The 17,146-nt window shown below is 41.6% G+C and carries 15 protein-coding genes and 1 pseudogene; 13 read left to right on the top strand and 3 right to left on the bottom strand.

Annotated features, from left to right (window positions below):
- The 10 genes and pseudogenes from NTX86_01330 to NTX86_01285 form a co-directional block, all read left to right on the top strand.
- Positions 1-1,665, top strand: a 1,665-nt coding sequence (locus NTX86_01330; protein ID MCX5921951.1) for a hypothetical protein, incomplete at its 5' end; no start/stop codon positions are given.
- A gap of 190 nt (positions 1,666-1,855) precedes the next feature.
- Positions 1,856-2,329, top strand: coding sequence for a hypothetical protein (locus NTX86_01325; GenBank protein MCX5921950.1), 474 nt, complete (start codon positions 1,856-1,858; stop codon positions 2,327-2,329).
- A 56-nt stretch (positions 2,330-2,385) separates the two neighbouring features.
- Positions 2,386-4,149 (top strand): collagen-like protein, encoded by a 1,764-nt coding sequence (locus NTX86_01320; protein MCX5921949.1) that lies wholly within the window; start codon positions 2,386-2,388, stop codon positions 4,147-4,149.
- A 234-nt stretch (positions 4,150-4,383) separates the two neighbouring features.
- Positions 4,384-5,646: a collagen-like protein gene (locus NTX86_01315; GenBank protein ID MCX5921948.1), complete on the top strand. Its 1,263-nt coding sequence runs from the start codon at positions 4,384-4,386 to the stop codon at positions 5,644-5,646.
- A 205-nt stretch (positions 5,647-5,851) separates the two neighbouring features.
- Positions 5,852-6,757 (top strand): annotated as a pseudogene (locus NTX86_01310) (hypothetical protein).
- A gap of 534 nt (positions 6,758-7,291) precedes the next feature.
- On the top strand, positions 7,292-8,185 hold the full coding sequence (locus NTX86_01305) for a hypothetical protein (GenBank protein MCX5921947.1): 894 nt from the start codon (positions 7,292-7,294) through the stop codon (positions 8,183-8,185).
- 18 nt (positions 8,186-8,203) lie between these two features.
- Positions 8,204-9,133: a glycosyltransferase family A protein gene (locus NTX86_01300; GenBank protein MCX5921946.1), complete on the top strand. Its 930-nt coding sequence runs from the start codon at positions 8,204-8,206 to the stop codon at positions 9,131-9,133.
- A 17-nt stretch (positions 9,134-9,150) separates the two neighbouring features.
- Positions 9,151-9,984, top strand: coding sequence for a glycosyltransferase (locus NTX86_01295; protein MCX5921945.1), 834 nt, complete (start codon positions 9,151-9,153; stop codon positions 9,982-9,984).
- A gap of 20 nt (positions 9,985-10,004) precedes the next feature.
- Positions 10,005-10,865: a glycosyltransferase family 2 protein gene (locus tag NTX86_01290; protein ID MCX5921944.1), complete on the top strand. Its 861-nt coding sequence runs from the start codon at positions 10,005-10,007 to the stop codon at positions 10,863-10,865.
- 3 nt (positions 10,866-10,868) lie between these two features.
- Positions 10,869-11,624 (top strand): hypothetical protein, encoded by a 756-nt coding sequence (locus NTX86_01285; protein ID MCX5921943.1) that lies wholly within the window; start codon positions 10,869-10,871, stop codon positions 11,622-11,624.
- Between the two features lie 46 nt (positions 11,625-11,670).
- Here the strand turns inward: NTX86_01285 and NTX86_01280 are convergent, their stop codons facing one another.
- From NTX86_01280 to NTX86_01270, 3 genes are all read right to left on the bottom strand, one after another.
- The gene (locus tag NTX86_01280) at positions 11,671-12,780 is read right to left on the bottom strand and encodes a glycosyltransferase family 10 (protein MCX5921942.1); all 1,110 of its coding nucleotides are present in this window, start codon (positions 12,778-12,780) and stop codon (positions 11,671-11,673) included.
- Positions 12,781-12,940: 160 nt separating this feature from the next.
- Complete coding sequence (locus NTX86_01275; protein ID MCX5921941.1) at positions 12,941-13,720, bottom strand: methyltransferase domain-containing protein; 780 nt, start codon at positions 13,718-13,720, stop codon at positions 12,941-12,943.
- The gene (locus NTX86_01270; GenBank protein MCX5921940.1) at positions 13,720-14,544 is read right to left on the bottom strand and encodes an FkbM family methyltransferase; all 825 of its coding nucleotides are present in this window, start codon (positions 14,542-14,544) and stop codon (positions 13,720-13,722) included. The genes NTX86_01275 and NTX86_01270 overlap by 1 nt, the downstream gene beginning before the upstream one ends.
- 125 nt (positions 14,545-14,669) lie before the next feature.
- Between NTX86_01270 and NTX86_01265 the strand changes: the two genes are divergently transcribed.
- From NTX86_01265 to NTX86_01255, 3 genes are all read left to right on the top strand, one after another.
- On the top strand, positions 14,670-15,404 hold the full coding sequence (locus NTX86_01265) for an FkbM family methyltransferase (GenBank protein MCX5921939.1): 735 nt from the start codon (positions 14,670-14,672) through the stop codon (positions 15,402-15,404).
- A gap of 38 nt (positions 15,405-15,442) precedes the next feature.
- Complete coding sequence (locus NTX86_01260; GenBank protein MCX5921938.1) at positions 15,443-16,429, top strand: hypothetical protein; 987 nt, start codon at positions 15,443-15,445, stop codon at positions 16,427-16,429.
- A gap of 83 nt (positions 16,430-16,512) precedes the next feature.
- Positions 16,513-17,146 (top strand): class I SAM-dependent methyltransferase (locus tag NTX86_01255; protein MCX5921937.1); only part of this gene is annotated, 634 nt, incomplete at its 3' end.

Here is a 17,146-nt window from a genome sequence, read left to right as displayed (position 1 = left end):
GGAATCACCGGCACGACAGGAACAACGGGTGAAACAGGTATCACGGGCACGACGGGTGAAACCGGTACCACCGGAACGACAGGCGAGACTGGTATAACAGGCGAAACCGGTACAACAGGAACGACGGGAGAAACTGGAACTACAGGTATAACTGGCACAACGGGAATCACCGGAGCGACAGGACGTACGGGTACGACAGGCACAACTGGAACAACTGGAATCACCGGTATAACTGGTATAACGGGAATCACCGGCACGACAGGAACAACAGGGATTACAGGTATAACAGGAACGACGGGAGAAACGGGAACGACAGGAGAAACTGGTACCACCGGAACGACGGGAGAAACAGGGACTACTGGGCAAACTGGTATTACAGGAACGACTGGCACCACAGGAGCCACTGGAAAAACGGGAACGACTGGCACAACAGGTATTACGGGAGCTACGGGTAAAACGGGTACCACTGGAACGACGGGCGAAACAGGAACTACCGGTGAAACAGGTATAACAGGAACGACCGGAGAAACAGGGGCCACAGGTGTCACGGGTGAAACAGGCATTACCGGTGAAACTGGAATAACAGGAACTACCGGCACCACAGGAGCTACGGGCAATACTGGTACGACGGGAACAACTGGCGCGACGGGTAAAACGGGAATTACCGGCACGACAGGAACGACTGGTATAACCGGAGAAACGGGTACAACAGGAGAAACAGGGATCACTGGTGAAACTGGAATAACAGGAACTACCGGCACCACGGGTACAACTGGAGTGACAGGTACAACAGGAGCAACGGGCATCACTGGAACTACAGGTACAACTGGTACAACAGGAACGACGGGCATCACGGGAATTACCGGAACTACGGGTACTACTGGAACTACGGGAACTACTGGCATCACAGGAACTACTGGAGTTACAGGTACAACCGGTACGACGGGAACGACCGGAGCAACGGGAATTACTGGTACCACGGGTACAACCGGTACGACGGGAACTACTGGAGCTACGGGAACTACGGGGACAACAGGTACTACTGGAGCTACGGGTACAACTGGCACTACAGGAACGACTGGTATAAGCGGCATAACAGGCACGACAGGTGCTACTGGAGTTGCAGGTACGACAGGTACAACTGGTACTACGGGTATAACAGGTATAACTGGAACCACGGGTACAACAGGCATTATAGGAACGACAGGTGCCACAGGTGCAACGGGAACTGCTGGAACTAATGGAACTAATGGAACTAATGCGGTTGTGCAATATGCATACATTTTTGCGACCAGTACGCAAAGTGTGGCTACAGGTGCAGGTCCAATTTTTAGTACTGCTGGTTCTATAACCTCCGGCTTTTCTTTTTCACCTCCATCGACATCGATTACGTTTCTATCAGCAGGTACTTACGAGGTAAACTGGTCAGTAACGCAGAATCTTAATTTTCCTAATAATAACTGGTTTTTGGTAGGTTCGTCATCGGGTTTCATTAATGGTAGTTATTATGGCGCACCCAATTCACTTGAAATAACCGGACAGGTTATTTTTTCTACAACGGTTTCCGAATCTTTTACGCTTTATAATAACTTAGGCTCAACAGTTACGGTAGGCACTGGAGGTAGTACGGTTGGTGCATCAATGTTGATTAAACGATTAGCGTAATTTTAGAGATGTTATATATATTTTTATATCAGGGGCTCAACGATGAGCCCCGTTTTCTTAAAGAAGTTTGTGGAAAGTTATGTGATCGTCTTGAGTTGGCTTCTTTTTTGCTCGGGTAAAGATTGACTTAACTCAATCGAAATTTTAGGCTGCGCATAAAAAACAATGATCTTTAAAAAAGGATTTTGCTATGGCTTTTCTTGTTTTTGGTAATCGTTTGGCAACTGTTGTGTTATTAACGCTAGGCTTATGTTCACGGATGCATAGTGGAGAGTATGGAACTTTTTACTACACGTTAAGACAAGAAGTAGAGCCAGGAGCTCCGATTTTTTTTGATAGTCTAACATCATCAGATTACAACGAAGCTTTCACGGTAATTTCATTGTCTGAGCTTCGAATTAAGCAAATTGGGACCTATAATGTTGCATTTTTTATGATGGGGCAGCAAGCGAATTATTTCACGGTATATAAACAAGATACATCATCACATGGTCTCTCGCTCGTATCGACATACTCATTGGATAATATGGTTGGTGTGGTTAGCTTTACTACAACAAATACAGGAGAAATCCTATCACTTATCAATTCTTCTACCTCCACGGTTACCTTGAGTGCCCAAGAGGGTGCTGCGTTTAATGTATGCGTTAATATTGAAAAGGTTTAATCATTCGTTCTACGCTGCTGCAAAAAAGTAATGTTTTCTAAAAAAAGGAAGAATGTATGCAAATTTTTTATCGTGGCTATGTCATGTTCATTTTTTTATTATCGTTAGGTGTTGGCGTTCAACTCAATGCTAACAATGATGCATCTGACAATGAACAAATGCCATATGAAGAGCTTTCTCGATTTCAACAGGTTACGGTTCCTGAGGAGGTTAAAGAACTCATTTTCTTGTTGGTACCAATACTTTCATCAAACAAAATTCTTGAAACGCTGAAAAATGACTTATCTATAGGTGACCAGACCAGCTACACCACCATCACGCAAAGTATGCCATTGCTGATTAATGCTTTGCGCAAACACAAACAACAGATGCCTGCTTATCACTACCAAGCGCTTATGCAAATCCTGGTAGATTACCAACAAGAACTTACTCATGATTATGCCTTACTTAGGGGAGACGATGATATTACCCGAGCATGCAAAGTGGTGCAATTTTGTAATCTCAACATAACCTGCACGCTCAATGCAGGAGCAATATATGTACACGGCGTTAATATTTCAAACACCTTGGGCATTACCGGAGCTACTGGTGCAACGGGTGCGACTGGTTTGACCGGCGCAACAGGGATTGCCGGTACAACCGGCATTACGGGAATAACCGGTTCTACTGGCGCAACTGGTAGTACTGGTTCAACAGGGGCAGATGGCACGGGCATTACCGGTGCGACGGGCATTGGCGGCACAGGACCAACGGGTGCAACAGGACTTACGGGTATCACCGGTGCGACAGGAATTACTGGCGCCACGGGTCCACAAGGAAATTCAGGTGGTTCAACGTCAACCGGTCCAACAGGTGCAACAGGAGATACGGGCATTAGCGGTCCTACCGGCGCTACGGGCTCGGAAATTACCGGTGCAACAGGTATAACTGGCATCACGGGTATAACGGGAGCAGCCGGTGCAACTGGAGCTACCGGACCTTGCTGCACTGGTGTTACGGGTGCAACAGGTATAACTGGCATCACGGGTATAACAGGCATTACTGGCACCACTGGGTCTACGGGAACTACAGGAGCAAATATCACCGGTGCAACGGGAACGACAGGAATAACGGGAACGACAGGCATAACCGGCATCACAGGAACTACCGGCATTACGGGAACCACCGGCATTACAGGCATTACAGGAATAACAGGATCTACCGGTATAACCGGTACCACAGGAACCATGGGCACTACTGGCGCAACAGGTGCTACAGGATTTGCTATCACTGGTCCTACGGGGGCAACCGCGCCATGTTGTACGGGGCCTACAGGAAGAACAGGCGCAACGGGCGCAACGGGAACGGCCGGAATAACAGGTTTAACCGGCGCAACGGGAGCTACAGGAGCCGCGATTTTAGATTATGCCTATGTTAAATACGAAAGCACTACAGCGCAGGTAGTGGGTTTTGGTGTGAATGTAAGTTTTAACACAGCTGGTCCAATTACTTCTGGATTTAGTTTTACTGCGCCATCGGTTTCATTGTTTGTTCTTGCATCAGGAATCTATGAAATTAACGCTACATTGACCGCAACAGCAGGCCCTGTCAGAATGGGCATTTATAGGAGTTCAGTGGGAACTGTTGAGACATTCTCTTCTTCTTCCAGTGAAGTCTTTGGACATACTATTAGGTCACTCATTGCTGGAGAGTATGTTTCATTAATTAACATTTCAGACGCTTCGGCTTCTATAACACTTCAAAGTACATTTACCCCTGTCGGCGGTACATCCGGTGCTCTAACTACGGTTGCATCATTAGAAATAATAAGACTCGCTTAATGAAAAAAGGAAGATTAAATGTTGTATCGTTACTATCTCATGCTCATGATGCTCGTGCCATTGAATCTTGGTGCGCAATCATATAACGAAAACTTTGAACAAGATCCAGCTCTGCTTTTAATGAAAACCTGTGAAGATACTGCTAGCGCGCGAGCATGTAAGCTTATAACTTTTTGTAATCTCTGTGTCACCTGCACCTTGAATACCGGCTCATTACTACTGAATGGCGTTGATATTTCAAATATTGTTGGCGGCACGGGCCCAACAGGAATAACCGGCGCTACGGGCGTTAGAGGTGCGACGGGACTTCGTGGCATTACTGGTGCAACGGGCATCACGGGCACGACGGGCGTTACGGGAATTACCGGCGCTACTGGTCCTACCGGTTTGAGTGTGACTGGTGCAACAGGTTTTGCGGAAACTGGAGCTACGGGCGCAACTGCAGTGATGGGTGCAGCCGGTGCAACGGGTGACCAAGGAAATACGGGCCCTCAAGGACCTGCAGGTACTGCAACGGTACCAGGTCCAACGGGAGCTACTGGTAACACTGGCCCAATCGGCAACACTGGTCCTACTGGTGCAAACATTACTGGCGCTACAGGAACGACAGGAGAAACTGGCACGACTGGCTCAACAGGCACAACGGGAGCAACTGCCCCTTGCTGCACAGGACCAACGGGTCGAACCGGCACAACGGGCATTACGGGAACAACCGGATCGACAGGTATTACCGGTAATACTGGTACTACTGGATTAAGCATCACCGGTGCAACAGGATCAACCGGAACTACGGGAATTACAGGATCTACTGGTTCGACCGGCATGACGGGAATTATTGGCACAACGGGAGCTACCGGTACGACGGGAATTACTGGCACAACGGGCACAACGGGAAGAACGGGTATTACTGGCACAACAGGAATAACGGGCGCGACAGGATCGACAACAACGGGAGTAACCGGAGCAACGGGGCCATGTTGTACGGGCGCTATTGGTGCAACAGGTGCTACAGGACCTACTGGAGCAACGGGAGCCACCGGCATAACCGGAGCAACAGGCCCAACAGGTGCGACGGGTGCAGGTCCATTTTTAGATTATATTTACGTTAAATATGAAAGTACTACGCCGCAAGTGGTGACACCAAATACTACAATAATCTTTAACATGGTTGACGCTATTACGTCAGGATTTACGTTTAGTCCGCCAGACGGTTCTATAACTGGTTTTGTAACAGGAGTTTATGAGATTACCTTCACTGTTACGCCTACCGCAGGTCCTGTGATAGTTGTTATGAATTATAATGGTATTGGTATTTTGGCAGCATTTACCACCACTGCAACTGAGGTTGTTGGTCACACGATTAGATCGCTCCCTGGTGGTGGTTCATTTGTTTTTCAATTAGCTAATTTCGGTGCAGCTCCTTTTACCCTTCAGGGTACGACTACCGGTGGAGTTACAACGGTTACTGCATCATTAGAGATTAAAAGAATTGCTTAATAGGCGCTTAATGAAAAAAAAGGAAAAATATATGAATGCTCTCTATCGTACCTATCTCATACTGATACCGTTATTATTGCAGGGTATTGGTGCACACGCTTACAATGAAAATTATGAACAAGATTTTGATATTCTAACTATGCAAACGACTCAAGATGATGCCGTCACGAGGGCATGTATTCTCGTGAAGTTTTGTAATCTTGCCATTACCTGCACTACCAACGCTGGCGCAATATTTGTTGGTGGTATTAATATCATTAATACCATTGGCACTACTGGCACAACCGGGATTACTGGTGCAACAGGGGCAACGGGTGTTCAAGGAATTACGGGAACAACTGGTGCGACAGGCGCTACGGGCTCGACGGGTATAACCGGCACTACCGGTGCAACGGGCAATACTGGCATGACAGGAGTTATGGGTGCAACGGGAAACACGGGGCCTACTGGCGCCACCGGCGCAACGGGAGCAACCGGTGCGACAGGCAGCAAAGGTGACACAGGACCCACCGGTCCTCCAGGACTCCCAAGTAGTACTGGTGCAACAGGTATGCGAGGCGAAACCGGCCCAACAGGTGACACCGGTGCAACGGGTGCTACCAGTATAACCGGCATCACAGGGTTAACCGGCACTACAGGAATAATGGGCATCACCGGCATTACTGGTGCTACAGGCCCATGTTGCACCGGTGCAACAGGCGCTACCGGTGCAACCGGCATCACCGGAAAAACCGGAACGACTGGCATAACCGGATCTACCGGTGCTACAGGAGCAACTACTATTGGCGTAACGGGCATTATTGGCACAACGGGAATAACGGGAACAACAGGCATTACAGGAACTACAGGTTCGACAGGAACTACCGGCACCACGGGCATCACTGGCCTCACGGGCATTACGGGCATTACCGGCACAACCGGAACAACCGGAACCACGGGCATTACCGGGGCAACGGGTGCTACAGGATTGAGTATTACCGGTGCAACGGGCGCAACAGGACCTTGTTGTACGGGAGTCACAGGAGCAACCGGATCGACAGGAGCGACGGGAGCAACCGGAGGAATTATCGGAGCTACTGGTTTGACTGGAGCAACGGGTGCAAGTAGTGCAATTACACAGTATGTTTCTGTTGCCTATGTGAGTACTACGGCGCAGGTGGTTGGATTTCCTGCTAATCCAACTTTTGATACCATAAATGTTATCACCTCAGGGTTTACGTTTACCGCAGGAAATTTCTTTATAGGTATTGTTGCTACAGGAACATATGAGATCTTTTTTACAGTGACTGCTACGGCAGGTCCTTTAGATGTTGGCATTATAGATTTCACAGCTGGGGTAATTTATGAAACATTTTCCTCAAGTACCACTGAAGTAACGGGACATGCGATACGAGTGTTGCCTGCAGGGACTAATATTGGACTTATAAATGCCTCACCAACTTCGACACCATTTACTCTTCAAGGTACGCCAACTCCTACTGGTGGTATTGTTCCCACTACCGCATCATTGGATATAAAAAGGCTTGCTTAATAAGTGGGCGTTATCAACGACGGCGCCCGTTGTTGACTATCAACAGCCAATGGACTATCGTAATGGACTGAAAAAATAACGTGATAAGTAATAAAGCAAAAAAAGGAAATCATCGTGAATATTCATAAGAAATTTTTTATTATAACATTGCTCATTGTAAGTAATGTTATTAGTACAGTATCCCACAATGTTGATCTTGTTATTTTTTCTTACGATCGCCCATTGCAGCTCTTTGCATTATTGGAATCGATTGAACAGTATGTCTATGGTCTTGGCACCACACACATAATCTATCGCGCGAGCTCTGAGCAGATGAATGATGCGTATAATGAAGTACAGAACCGTTTTAGTAATGCTACCTATATTGCGCAGGGCAGTGCTCCGCAAGCAGACTTTAAGCCATTGACGTTGCAAGCGGTATTCGATTCCCCGAGTGCGTATATTATTTTTGCGGTTGATGATGATGTTATGACCGATTATGTTGATCTTGATGAATGCGTTGAGCTTATGGAGCAGTACCAAGCGTATGGTTTTTATTTACGGCTTGGCAACAACATTACCGAATGTTACACAGAAGGTCACGCATATGGTTTGCCAACGCGTGTTGAAGTGCAACCCAATGTGCTTGCTTGGAATTTTAAGGATGGTCGTGGCGATTGGGGTTATCCCAACACAGTTGATTTAACGCTATTTCGTAAAAAAACGATAGAACCGCTTTTTAGATCGTTGAACTATCGAGCACCCAATTCTCTTGAAGGCACCTGGGCAGCTCATGGGCAACAGGTTGTTGCAACACAAATTGGCCTATGCTATATGAATGCCAAAATGGTTAATCTACCGTTGAATATTGTGCAAGCTGAATGGCATAACAAAAACATGAATTTTATGACTCCTCAAGAAATGCTTACGGTGTTTAATGAAGGCAAAAAAATTGATATTCAACCACTGTATCAAATAAAAAACAAAGCGCCGCATATGGCGTATGAACCGACGTTTATTACGCGATAAATATAGAAAGGAATCACTATGTACCAAGCTTTAGTGTTATTAGCGCTGGCAATAGTTTGTTATAGAGGAGTGCAATCTGACACTCAAAAAATCGGAGATGAAGCGCAAGCAAATACTTCTGTTGTAGGAGTAAATCAAACGAGAGCTCCTTTGTCACCACGGTTGAAATTCTTTGATGATACTTATACTGGGCCTGCACTGCCAAATAAAGATGGCGAACGGCATATGGTTATTGTAATAGCAAGCTACAATAATAAGGATTGGTATCAAGGAAATTTAGATTCTGTTTTCTCTCAAAGCTATAAAAATTATCACGTGGTTTACGTAGATGATTGTTCCGCCGATGGTACAGGCGAATTGGTCAAACACTATATAGAAGAAAAACAGCAGCAAGACCGTGTAACATTGATATGCAATAAAAATCGTATTGGTGCTCTTGCAAATTATTATAACATCATTCATATGTGCAATGATGGAGATATTATTGTGCAGCTTGACGGTGATGATAGGTTGGCGGATGAAACCGTTTTGGCAACAGTAAACAAAGCGTATGCAGATAGTAGTACGTGGCTTGCTTATAGCCAGTTTACTCGATGGCCAAAGATGCTCATAGGGTGGAATAAGCCTCATGTAAAAGACACAAAAGGCAATCGCGGCTTATCTCCTTCACATCTCCATACATTTTATGCAAAACTTTTTAAAAAAATTAAACGTGAAGATTTAATGTATGAAGGAGATTTCTTTCAAATGACATGGGATATGGCGATTATGCTTCCAATGGTGGAAATGGCATCAGAAGAACATGTAGGCTTTATGCCTGAGGTGCTCTACATTTACAACGACGATAATCCAATTAACGATCATCGCGTCGATAAAACATTGCAATCTACGTTAGATAAATTTATTCGAACAAAAGAAAAATACGATGCTCTCGAAACCCTTTTTTAACCAGTGAAGGAGTAATAATGAGCAGATCTTTAATAATTTCTGTTTTTGTTGTATTGGTTGCTGCGACATCAATAATGTATGGAGCTGAGGTCTTCTACAATCAACCGGATGCACATGGAGAACGACACATCGTGGTCGTGATAGCCAGCTACAATAATAAGGAGTGGTATAAAGGAAATTTAGATTCTGTTTTTTCTCAAAATTATAAAAACTATCATGTTGTGTATGTAGATGATTGTTCCACCGATGGGACTGGTGAGCTGGTCAAACACTATATAGAAGAAAAGCAGCAGCAAGACCGTGTAACATTGATATGCAACACAAAGCGTGTTGGTGCTCTTGCAAATTACTATGCCATGATTCATCAATGTAATGATGGGGACATCATTGTGCAGCTTGATGGCGATGATAGATTGGTTGAAAGAAAGGCATTTCCAGCAATTAATAACTCTTATGCTAATCCTGATGTTTGGCTTATGTATAGTCAATTCATTCGATGGCCTCAAGCGGAAATAGGGTGGAATTATCCTTATGAAAAAGATAAAAAAGGCGATCGAGGTTTTTCTCCATCGCATCTCCATACTTTTTATGCAAAACTTTTTAAAAAAATTAAGCGTGAAGATTTAATGTATGAGGGTGATTTTTTTCAAATGACATGGGACATGGCAATCATGCTTCCTATGGTTGAAATGGCATCAGAAGACCATGTAGGATTCATACCTGGCATTCTTTATATTTACAACGACAACAATCCCCTCAATGACCATCGAGTGGATAGGACTTTGCAATCTGCGTTAAATACATTTATTCGAACAAAACAAAAATATGATCCTCTTGAAAATCTTTTTTAATACATAATAAGGAATAAAAAATGAATAAACGTTTAATAAGAGCTGCCCTTTTTGTATTGGTTGCCATGGCCCCAGTAACCCACGCAGCAGAAGCATTTTGTAATGAGCCCGACCAAAACGGTGAGCGTCGCATTGTGGTTATTACGGCAAGCTATAATAATAAAGATTGGTACCAAGCGAACTTAGATTCTATTTTTGCACAAAACTACACTAATTATCGCGTTATTTATATTGATGATTGTTCGCCCGATGGTACCGGTGATTTAGTTGAGCAATACATCAAAGAAAATGGCCAAGAACATCGTGTCACGCTGGTTAAAAATAAAAAACATTGTGGCGCAATGGCTAACCATTATAATGCAATTACCACATGCGATGATCGCGACATTATAGTCATTGTTGATGGCGATGATTGCGTTGCACGTCAAGGTGTTTTTAATTATCTGAATAATGTTTATGCTGACAACAGTATATGGCTTACCTATGGACAATTTGTTGAATTTCCATCAGGATGCCATGGTTTTTGTTGCCCAATGCCACGCCATGTTATTGAACGTAATGCATTTCGCGATTTTGAACATATTCCTTCACACATGCGTACTTTCTACGCAGGCTTATTTAAGCAAATAAAAAAAGAAGATTTAATGTATCAAGGCGAATTTTTGAAAATGGATGCTGACATTGCGGCAATGTTTCCTATGATTGAAATGGCACGAGATCATTTCAGATTTATTCCGGAAGTGCTCTATGCTTACAACGGCGGCAATGCGTTAAACGATCATAAGATTTCAAAGTCGATGCAACGTCAGCTTGATCTTATGCTTCGCGCAAAACCGCGCTACAATAAGGCAAAGAGTCCAATCAGAGAGCAAGGAGCTTAATTAATGCTACAATTAAAAAAGATAACATATACGTTTGCAATAGCTTTATTGGCTGTTATCGCTGGTATATATTTTAATGCGCAAGCACTTAATATTGGCCTTGTGGTAACCGCGACTGGCAGATATATTGAATTTGTACAGCCTCTTCTAGAATCAGCAAATAAACATTTTTGTCGCAACCATAACGTGACTTACTTCATTTTTACTGATGGCCAGGCGCCGCAGGCCGATAATGTGGTGAGCATTTTTCAAAAACGTTTAGGCTGGCCGTATGACACGATGATGCGCTTTGAGATTTATGCAAGCCATGCAGATGCATTTAAAGATATGGATTATCTGTTTGCGTGTGATGCCGATATGTTATTTGTCGATACCGTAGGCGATGAAATTTTAGGTGATTTAGTTGGCACGCTCCATCCTGGCTATGTTGGATCTCGTGGCACCTACGAGACAAACTTACGTTCAACAGCATGTATTCCAAGCAACCAAGGGACTCATTATTTTGCTGGTGGATTCAATGGTGGCAAAACAGCAAACTATCTAGCAATGGCAAACGAAATAACTAAAAACATTCATACCGACCTCGACCGCGGTGTCATTGCCATCTGGCATGACGAAAGTCATTTGAACAGATATTTTGCAACGAACAAACCAACAGTAACGTTATCGCCTTCTTATTGCTATTGGCAAGGTAAGATTTTGCCTTTTACGCAAAGGCTTGTGGCATTAAATAAGGATCATGCACAATATCGTAGATAATTTGTTATTGATGGGTTTAATGGGGGTTAATTTTTGTTAATACCGACTATGAGCTTTTTACGATTCGACTTTTTATAATAATTTTCTGTTGCATGTGGTCTATTTGTTCAAGTAAATCAATATCAGTGCTATCAAAAAAATCAGAACGCGTATAATTTTTAATAAATCCCTTTAAGAGGCAATCGGCAAAATACAAATTAGAAAACAACATCTGCTGGGGACTTTCTAAATATTTTTGCGCAGCATCAAGATATTCTTGATATCTTTGTGGTGTAATTGTTGTTAAAAACTCAAATAGTTCTTGATTTGACGCAAATTTTCTTCTATCTATAAAGCATTCTGCAGGTATATAATCAGTGATATTTGAAGCACCCCAATATACGGGGACGCATCCAGTAAGCAAGCAGTGGTGAATTTTTTCAGAGACGTATCCAGTAATATTTTTGATGTTTTCATAACAGATACAAAATTTATAGCGTGCCAATGTTTGAAACTTTTCCTCTGCCACCCCTTTATAACAGCTAAATTTGCTGCCCTTCCAACCTGGCCCGTATAAATCAAAAAGGTGTGGCGATTTGTTTTCAAAAAACAGAATTGTTTTAAGCCGTTCAGAATACAATTCTTCTGGATGATTCGATTTCTTGCATCCTACCATTGTACAACAAAACTTTTTATCTTCATACGCTATTTTTTTTACATTGACGGCATGCGGTTGAGGATAAAAGAACTTAAAATATTTTTTATTGTCGATAAGATCATCGGCCCAAGTAAAAACCAGTTTAATATTTTTATGACGAGATCTATCAAAGTTTTGAGGCTTGACGCTTGGTGGCTCCCATAAAAAAACGGCTAATTTATCTTTGCCGTATGTTTTAAGCAGCTTATCTAAGTTATTGGGTATGTCAAAGTGCGTGCCACAATACAGTTTTGATGCATCCTTGTCCGCTGCATAACGATAGGTAGTAATATCATATTCATGTTTTCTTAAAATGTTTCTGAGAAGCTGCCATTCTTCTCCACCGCCAACAAGGTTAAAAAGTTTATCGTTACGTAATGAATCACCAAACCAATCGAGATAAATAGTATTCTGTCGGCACCATGTCGTAACGCTCATACAAAAAAATAGCGTAACAAGCAATAGTTTATTAATGTTCATAGAGGAATTTCCTTAAGCAATATGGTAAATAGTTTTTAGGAAATATTTGATAAAAATTAATTCAACCTATGGCAAGGTAAAGTTCTGCCTTTCACACAAAGGCTTGTGGCATTAAATAAGGATCATGCACAATATCGTGCATGATCCTATAAAAGTATAGTTATTGGTTGAGTGCGTTATCAAATAGTTGGCACCAAATACGCCACATGTTTTCTTCGCTTGATGATGTGTCAACCATGCTATCGCGTAATATATATTTTGCTTTTGATGCAACGTCCTGAAAATCTCTATTCACTTTTTTGGTTGCTCGTACGATAATATTGCGTGTTAATTGCCATTGAGTAAGTTCAAAGGTGATGTTTTCAAATCCCAACGTGCTTAAAATTTTCTTGAATTTTTCTCTATACCAACCATCCCAGTGCACTGCCCAATACGCTTCGTGCGAACCAAAAACGTGGCGTAAAACACTTTGTTTTTGTTCATAGGAATATGTAGAAGAGGTGAGCATTTTGATACTCGCGTCAAAATCAGGTGTTTCGATGACTAATGTGCCATCTACTTTTAACCAGTTGTACCATTTGCACAAAAGAGCTAATGCATTTTGACGATCAAAATGTTCAAAGACATGGTGCGAGCGTATTTCATCAACACTGTTTTGTGGCATAGATAATGTCATAAGATTGGCATATACGTCAGCAGCTTGGGTTTTCTGTACGGTGTGCTCCGATGGTGGATAGTCAATATTGACGTAACCAGAAAAACGGTTTTCACCGCATCCTAAGTGTAATCGCAAAGGAATTTCGCTGTGCCAAATGTTGGCATTGCTGAGTTGAGAAAGAGTTTCTAATGATGAGTCTAAGGTTAATGCTGCTTGTATAGTTGCAGGGGAGGTGCTGATGCAAGAGATTAAAGCTATTAGAATAAGAGATGCTTGCTTCATTATTTTCCTTGATAGAGAGCTAAATAATTTGAATAACGATAATTTTCCAATGTTGGAGACCATTGCGTGATTTCTACAAGACCCTGAGGAATGATTCTGAATACAGCATAATTATTGTTTGTTAATAGATCATAAACCTCTTTAAGAGTAATGGCAGCATCAAGATAGGTGCCACCGTATTCAAATTGCATGATCTTTATAGATCCATTGTGCAGTAGAGAAGAGGCTCCTTTTAGAACATTGAGTTCTGAGCCTTCAGTATCAATCTTTAAAAAATCAATGTGTTGTATGTTCTGCGCGTGGCAGAAGGAATCTAATGTCTTGGTTGTGACTTTGATGGTGATGGGTTTGGTGTTTAATATTGAATCGACGATTGGTCGGTGGTAAAAGGAACTTACTTCAGATGCATCGGAATTTTTGTCATAGTAAAAAAAATCATTTTCACCGTCTTCATCAGAAATTGCCAGATTATGCGTAGTAACAGAATCACGTGCAATATTTTTTTTAAGCAGGTGGAAAATCGTAGGAATTGGTTCAAAGGCATGGAGTTGTATATTAGATTTTGAGGCAAGTAAATGTTGGCTCCATTCACCCTTATTTGCTCCTACATCAAAGACAGTAGAGCCATTTTGCAGTATTGATTTAATAATGGCTAGTTCGCCATTTGATGCCATATTACAGTTGTCATAACCGACGGTGTCAAGTTCGGGTGCGTTATGGAATATAGCAAGGTTGTTTGTTATGCATAATGTATTTGTTGTATGTACTAAGGGTATATTGAATAAAATAACAGATAGGACTGTAATGTTATGTAGAAGACTCATGGGGTTCCTTTTTTTAGTTAATTTATAACAGATGCAACGTATAACATTAAAAATAATTGATCAAATTTTTTTTGCGTATAAAGTGTTGATACAATTTATAAAAAATAATGCATTAAGGAGCATTGATGAAGAAATATATAGTGAGTGTATTTATGCTTACCAATTTAACGAGTAGCCTATTAATGGGCTCGGTGGAATCTACATTTCTAAAAAGTTTTATAAAAAATGGTGATGTGGTATTTGATGTTGGTGCAAATGTTGGAAAAAAAACGGAAGTTTATTTGGCTTGTGGTGCTAGAGTGGTTTGCTTTGAACCGCAGCCAGAGTGTATTGCGATATTGAATTCAAAATATAAAAATAACGACAATGTTATTATAGAGCAGATAGGATTAGCTGATAAGGACGGTTATCTGGAGTTGTTCCAATGTCTGCAAGCCAATACTATTTCAACCTGTTCTCAAAGCTGGACGCAAGAAGGAAGATTTGTCGAACAGGGATATACGTGGGACAAAAAAATAATTATTGCTGTTTCCACGCTCGATCATATGATAGCAAAGTATGGCAAGCCTAATTTTTGTAAAATTGATGTAGAAAATTTTGAATTTGAAGTTTTAAAGGGATTAACGCAACCTATTTCTTATATATCATTCGAATTTGCGAGTGAGACCATAAAAAATACACAAAAATGCGTTGATTATTTAATAGCTTTGGGATATCAGCATTTTAATGTATCTCTGGGAGAAGGGCATTCGTTTGCTTTAAAGCAATGGGTATCAGCGGAGGTATTAATGAAAAAATTAGAAACAATGATTGAAGGTGATGCATTATTGTGGGGCGATGTTTATGCATCATGTATATAATATTGTTTTTCTATAGTTTGATCATACAAAGGACACGTATGAAGCACATTTTTTTTGCTCTAGTGGTATGGCTATTGCCTATGTATTCTTTTTCAAACAATCTATCAAATGGTAGTATTTTGACCATTTTGACACAATCAATTGGCGATGGAAAATCGGGCTATACCGGACATTATGCGGTGACGAGGAGTTTACTAGAGGGTTTGCATAAAATTGGCGTGCCGTTTAAGTATAATCCTCGCAGAATTGAAGATGTTACCGAGACAGTGTATGTGTTATCTGATATCAATGCTCTTTATCAAGCAATTGATTTAAAACGAGCTAAAAAAATAAAAAAATTATTGGCAGGGCCATGCATTATGGTCCGTTCTAATGAATTTAATAGAGTCCTAGCAAGCCCGGAGATTGATACGTATATCGTTAATTCTGAATGGACCTATAAAGGTTATATTGAAGATGAACCTTCGTTAGAAAATCGATTGAAAATTTGGTATGTGGGTGTTGATGTTGATTATTGGCAGCCAATGAATTCTAGGCATGTTGAAAAAACAAACAACGTTCTTGTTTATTGGAAGACAGAAAGTGAAGGCTTTTGTCAGCAGGTAGAAGACACGTTGAGGAGATGCAACTTTAATCCAATGCGCATACGGTATGGTTCGTATAGCAAGGAGCAGTATAAACAAGTTTTAACTGAGGTAGATTTTGCAGTTTTTATTAGTAGATCTGAATCCCAAGGCATAGCATTGGCTGAAGCATGGTCTATGGATATACCAACGCTAGTTTGGGATCCACAAGAACCTTTTGTTGTTTGTAATAAGTTATTTTGGCCAATTTCAGCTGCACCTTATTTAAATAAATCTGTAGGAATAAGCTGGAAAAATATGACAGAATTTGAAGAAACTCTGAGCGCAATACGAACACAATTAGAGCAGTTTTCTCCTCGAGATTGGGTTTCAAAAAATATGTCTGATGAGGTGTCAGCTCAGTTACTACTTACTATTGTACAAAATGCTACAGGAGCTTAAATTAAATTATATTGACGAGAAACATGGGTGAACTATTATATCATCCTGTTGTATTGTAGTATTTATTAAAATTAAGGAGATCAATGATGGTGTATTTAGGAATGTTGTTTTCATGCTTGTTTTTTTCGCAGCTTAGTGGGCTTGATGCTCACTTGGAAAATGCTTGTACTGATGTTTATAACAAAGCCATAAATAATTACTGGGGCGTTAATGAATCAGCATCAGGACCAGGTTCAACACTAGAGCAAACCAAAACGATTCGTGACGGCGTAGCAAAGGTTGTTAAGACCTTTAATGTACGCAGTGTGCTGGATATTCCATGCGGAGATTTTAACTGGATGAAGCATGTTGATTTGGATGGCGTGGTGTACATTGGCGCGGATCTTGTCAAACCAATGATTGAAGAAAACAATAAGCGTTATAAAGATGAAAACCGCACCTTCATGCAATTAGATGTAACGCAAGATGAGCTGCCGCACGTGGATCTTATTTTTTGTCGAGATTTATTAGTGCATTTGAGCGTAGAAGATATTATTAAAGCAATAAAAAACTTTAAACGTTCTGGCGCAAAATATGTGTTAACAACGACATTTGTGGGTAGAAATCGAGACGTAAACTATCAAATATCATCTATTTACGGTTGGCGCCCTATAGATTTACAAAAAGCTCCTTTTAACTTCCCAACTCCTGAGCTTATTATCAATGAGCATTGTACTG

This window comes from Candidatus Dependentiae bacterium (genome assembly GCA_026389015.1).
Taxonomy (GTDB): domain Bacteria; phylum Babelota; class Babeliae; order Babelales; family Vermiphilaceae; genus JAPLIR01.
Note: the sequence above shows the minus strand (reverse complement) of the source record. Positions and strands in the feature narration are given on the sequence as shown.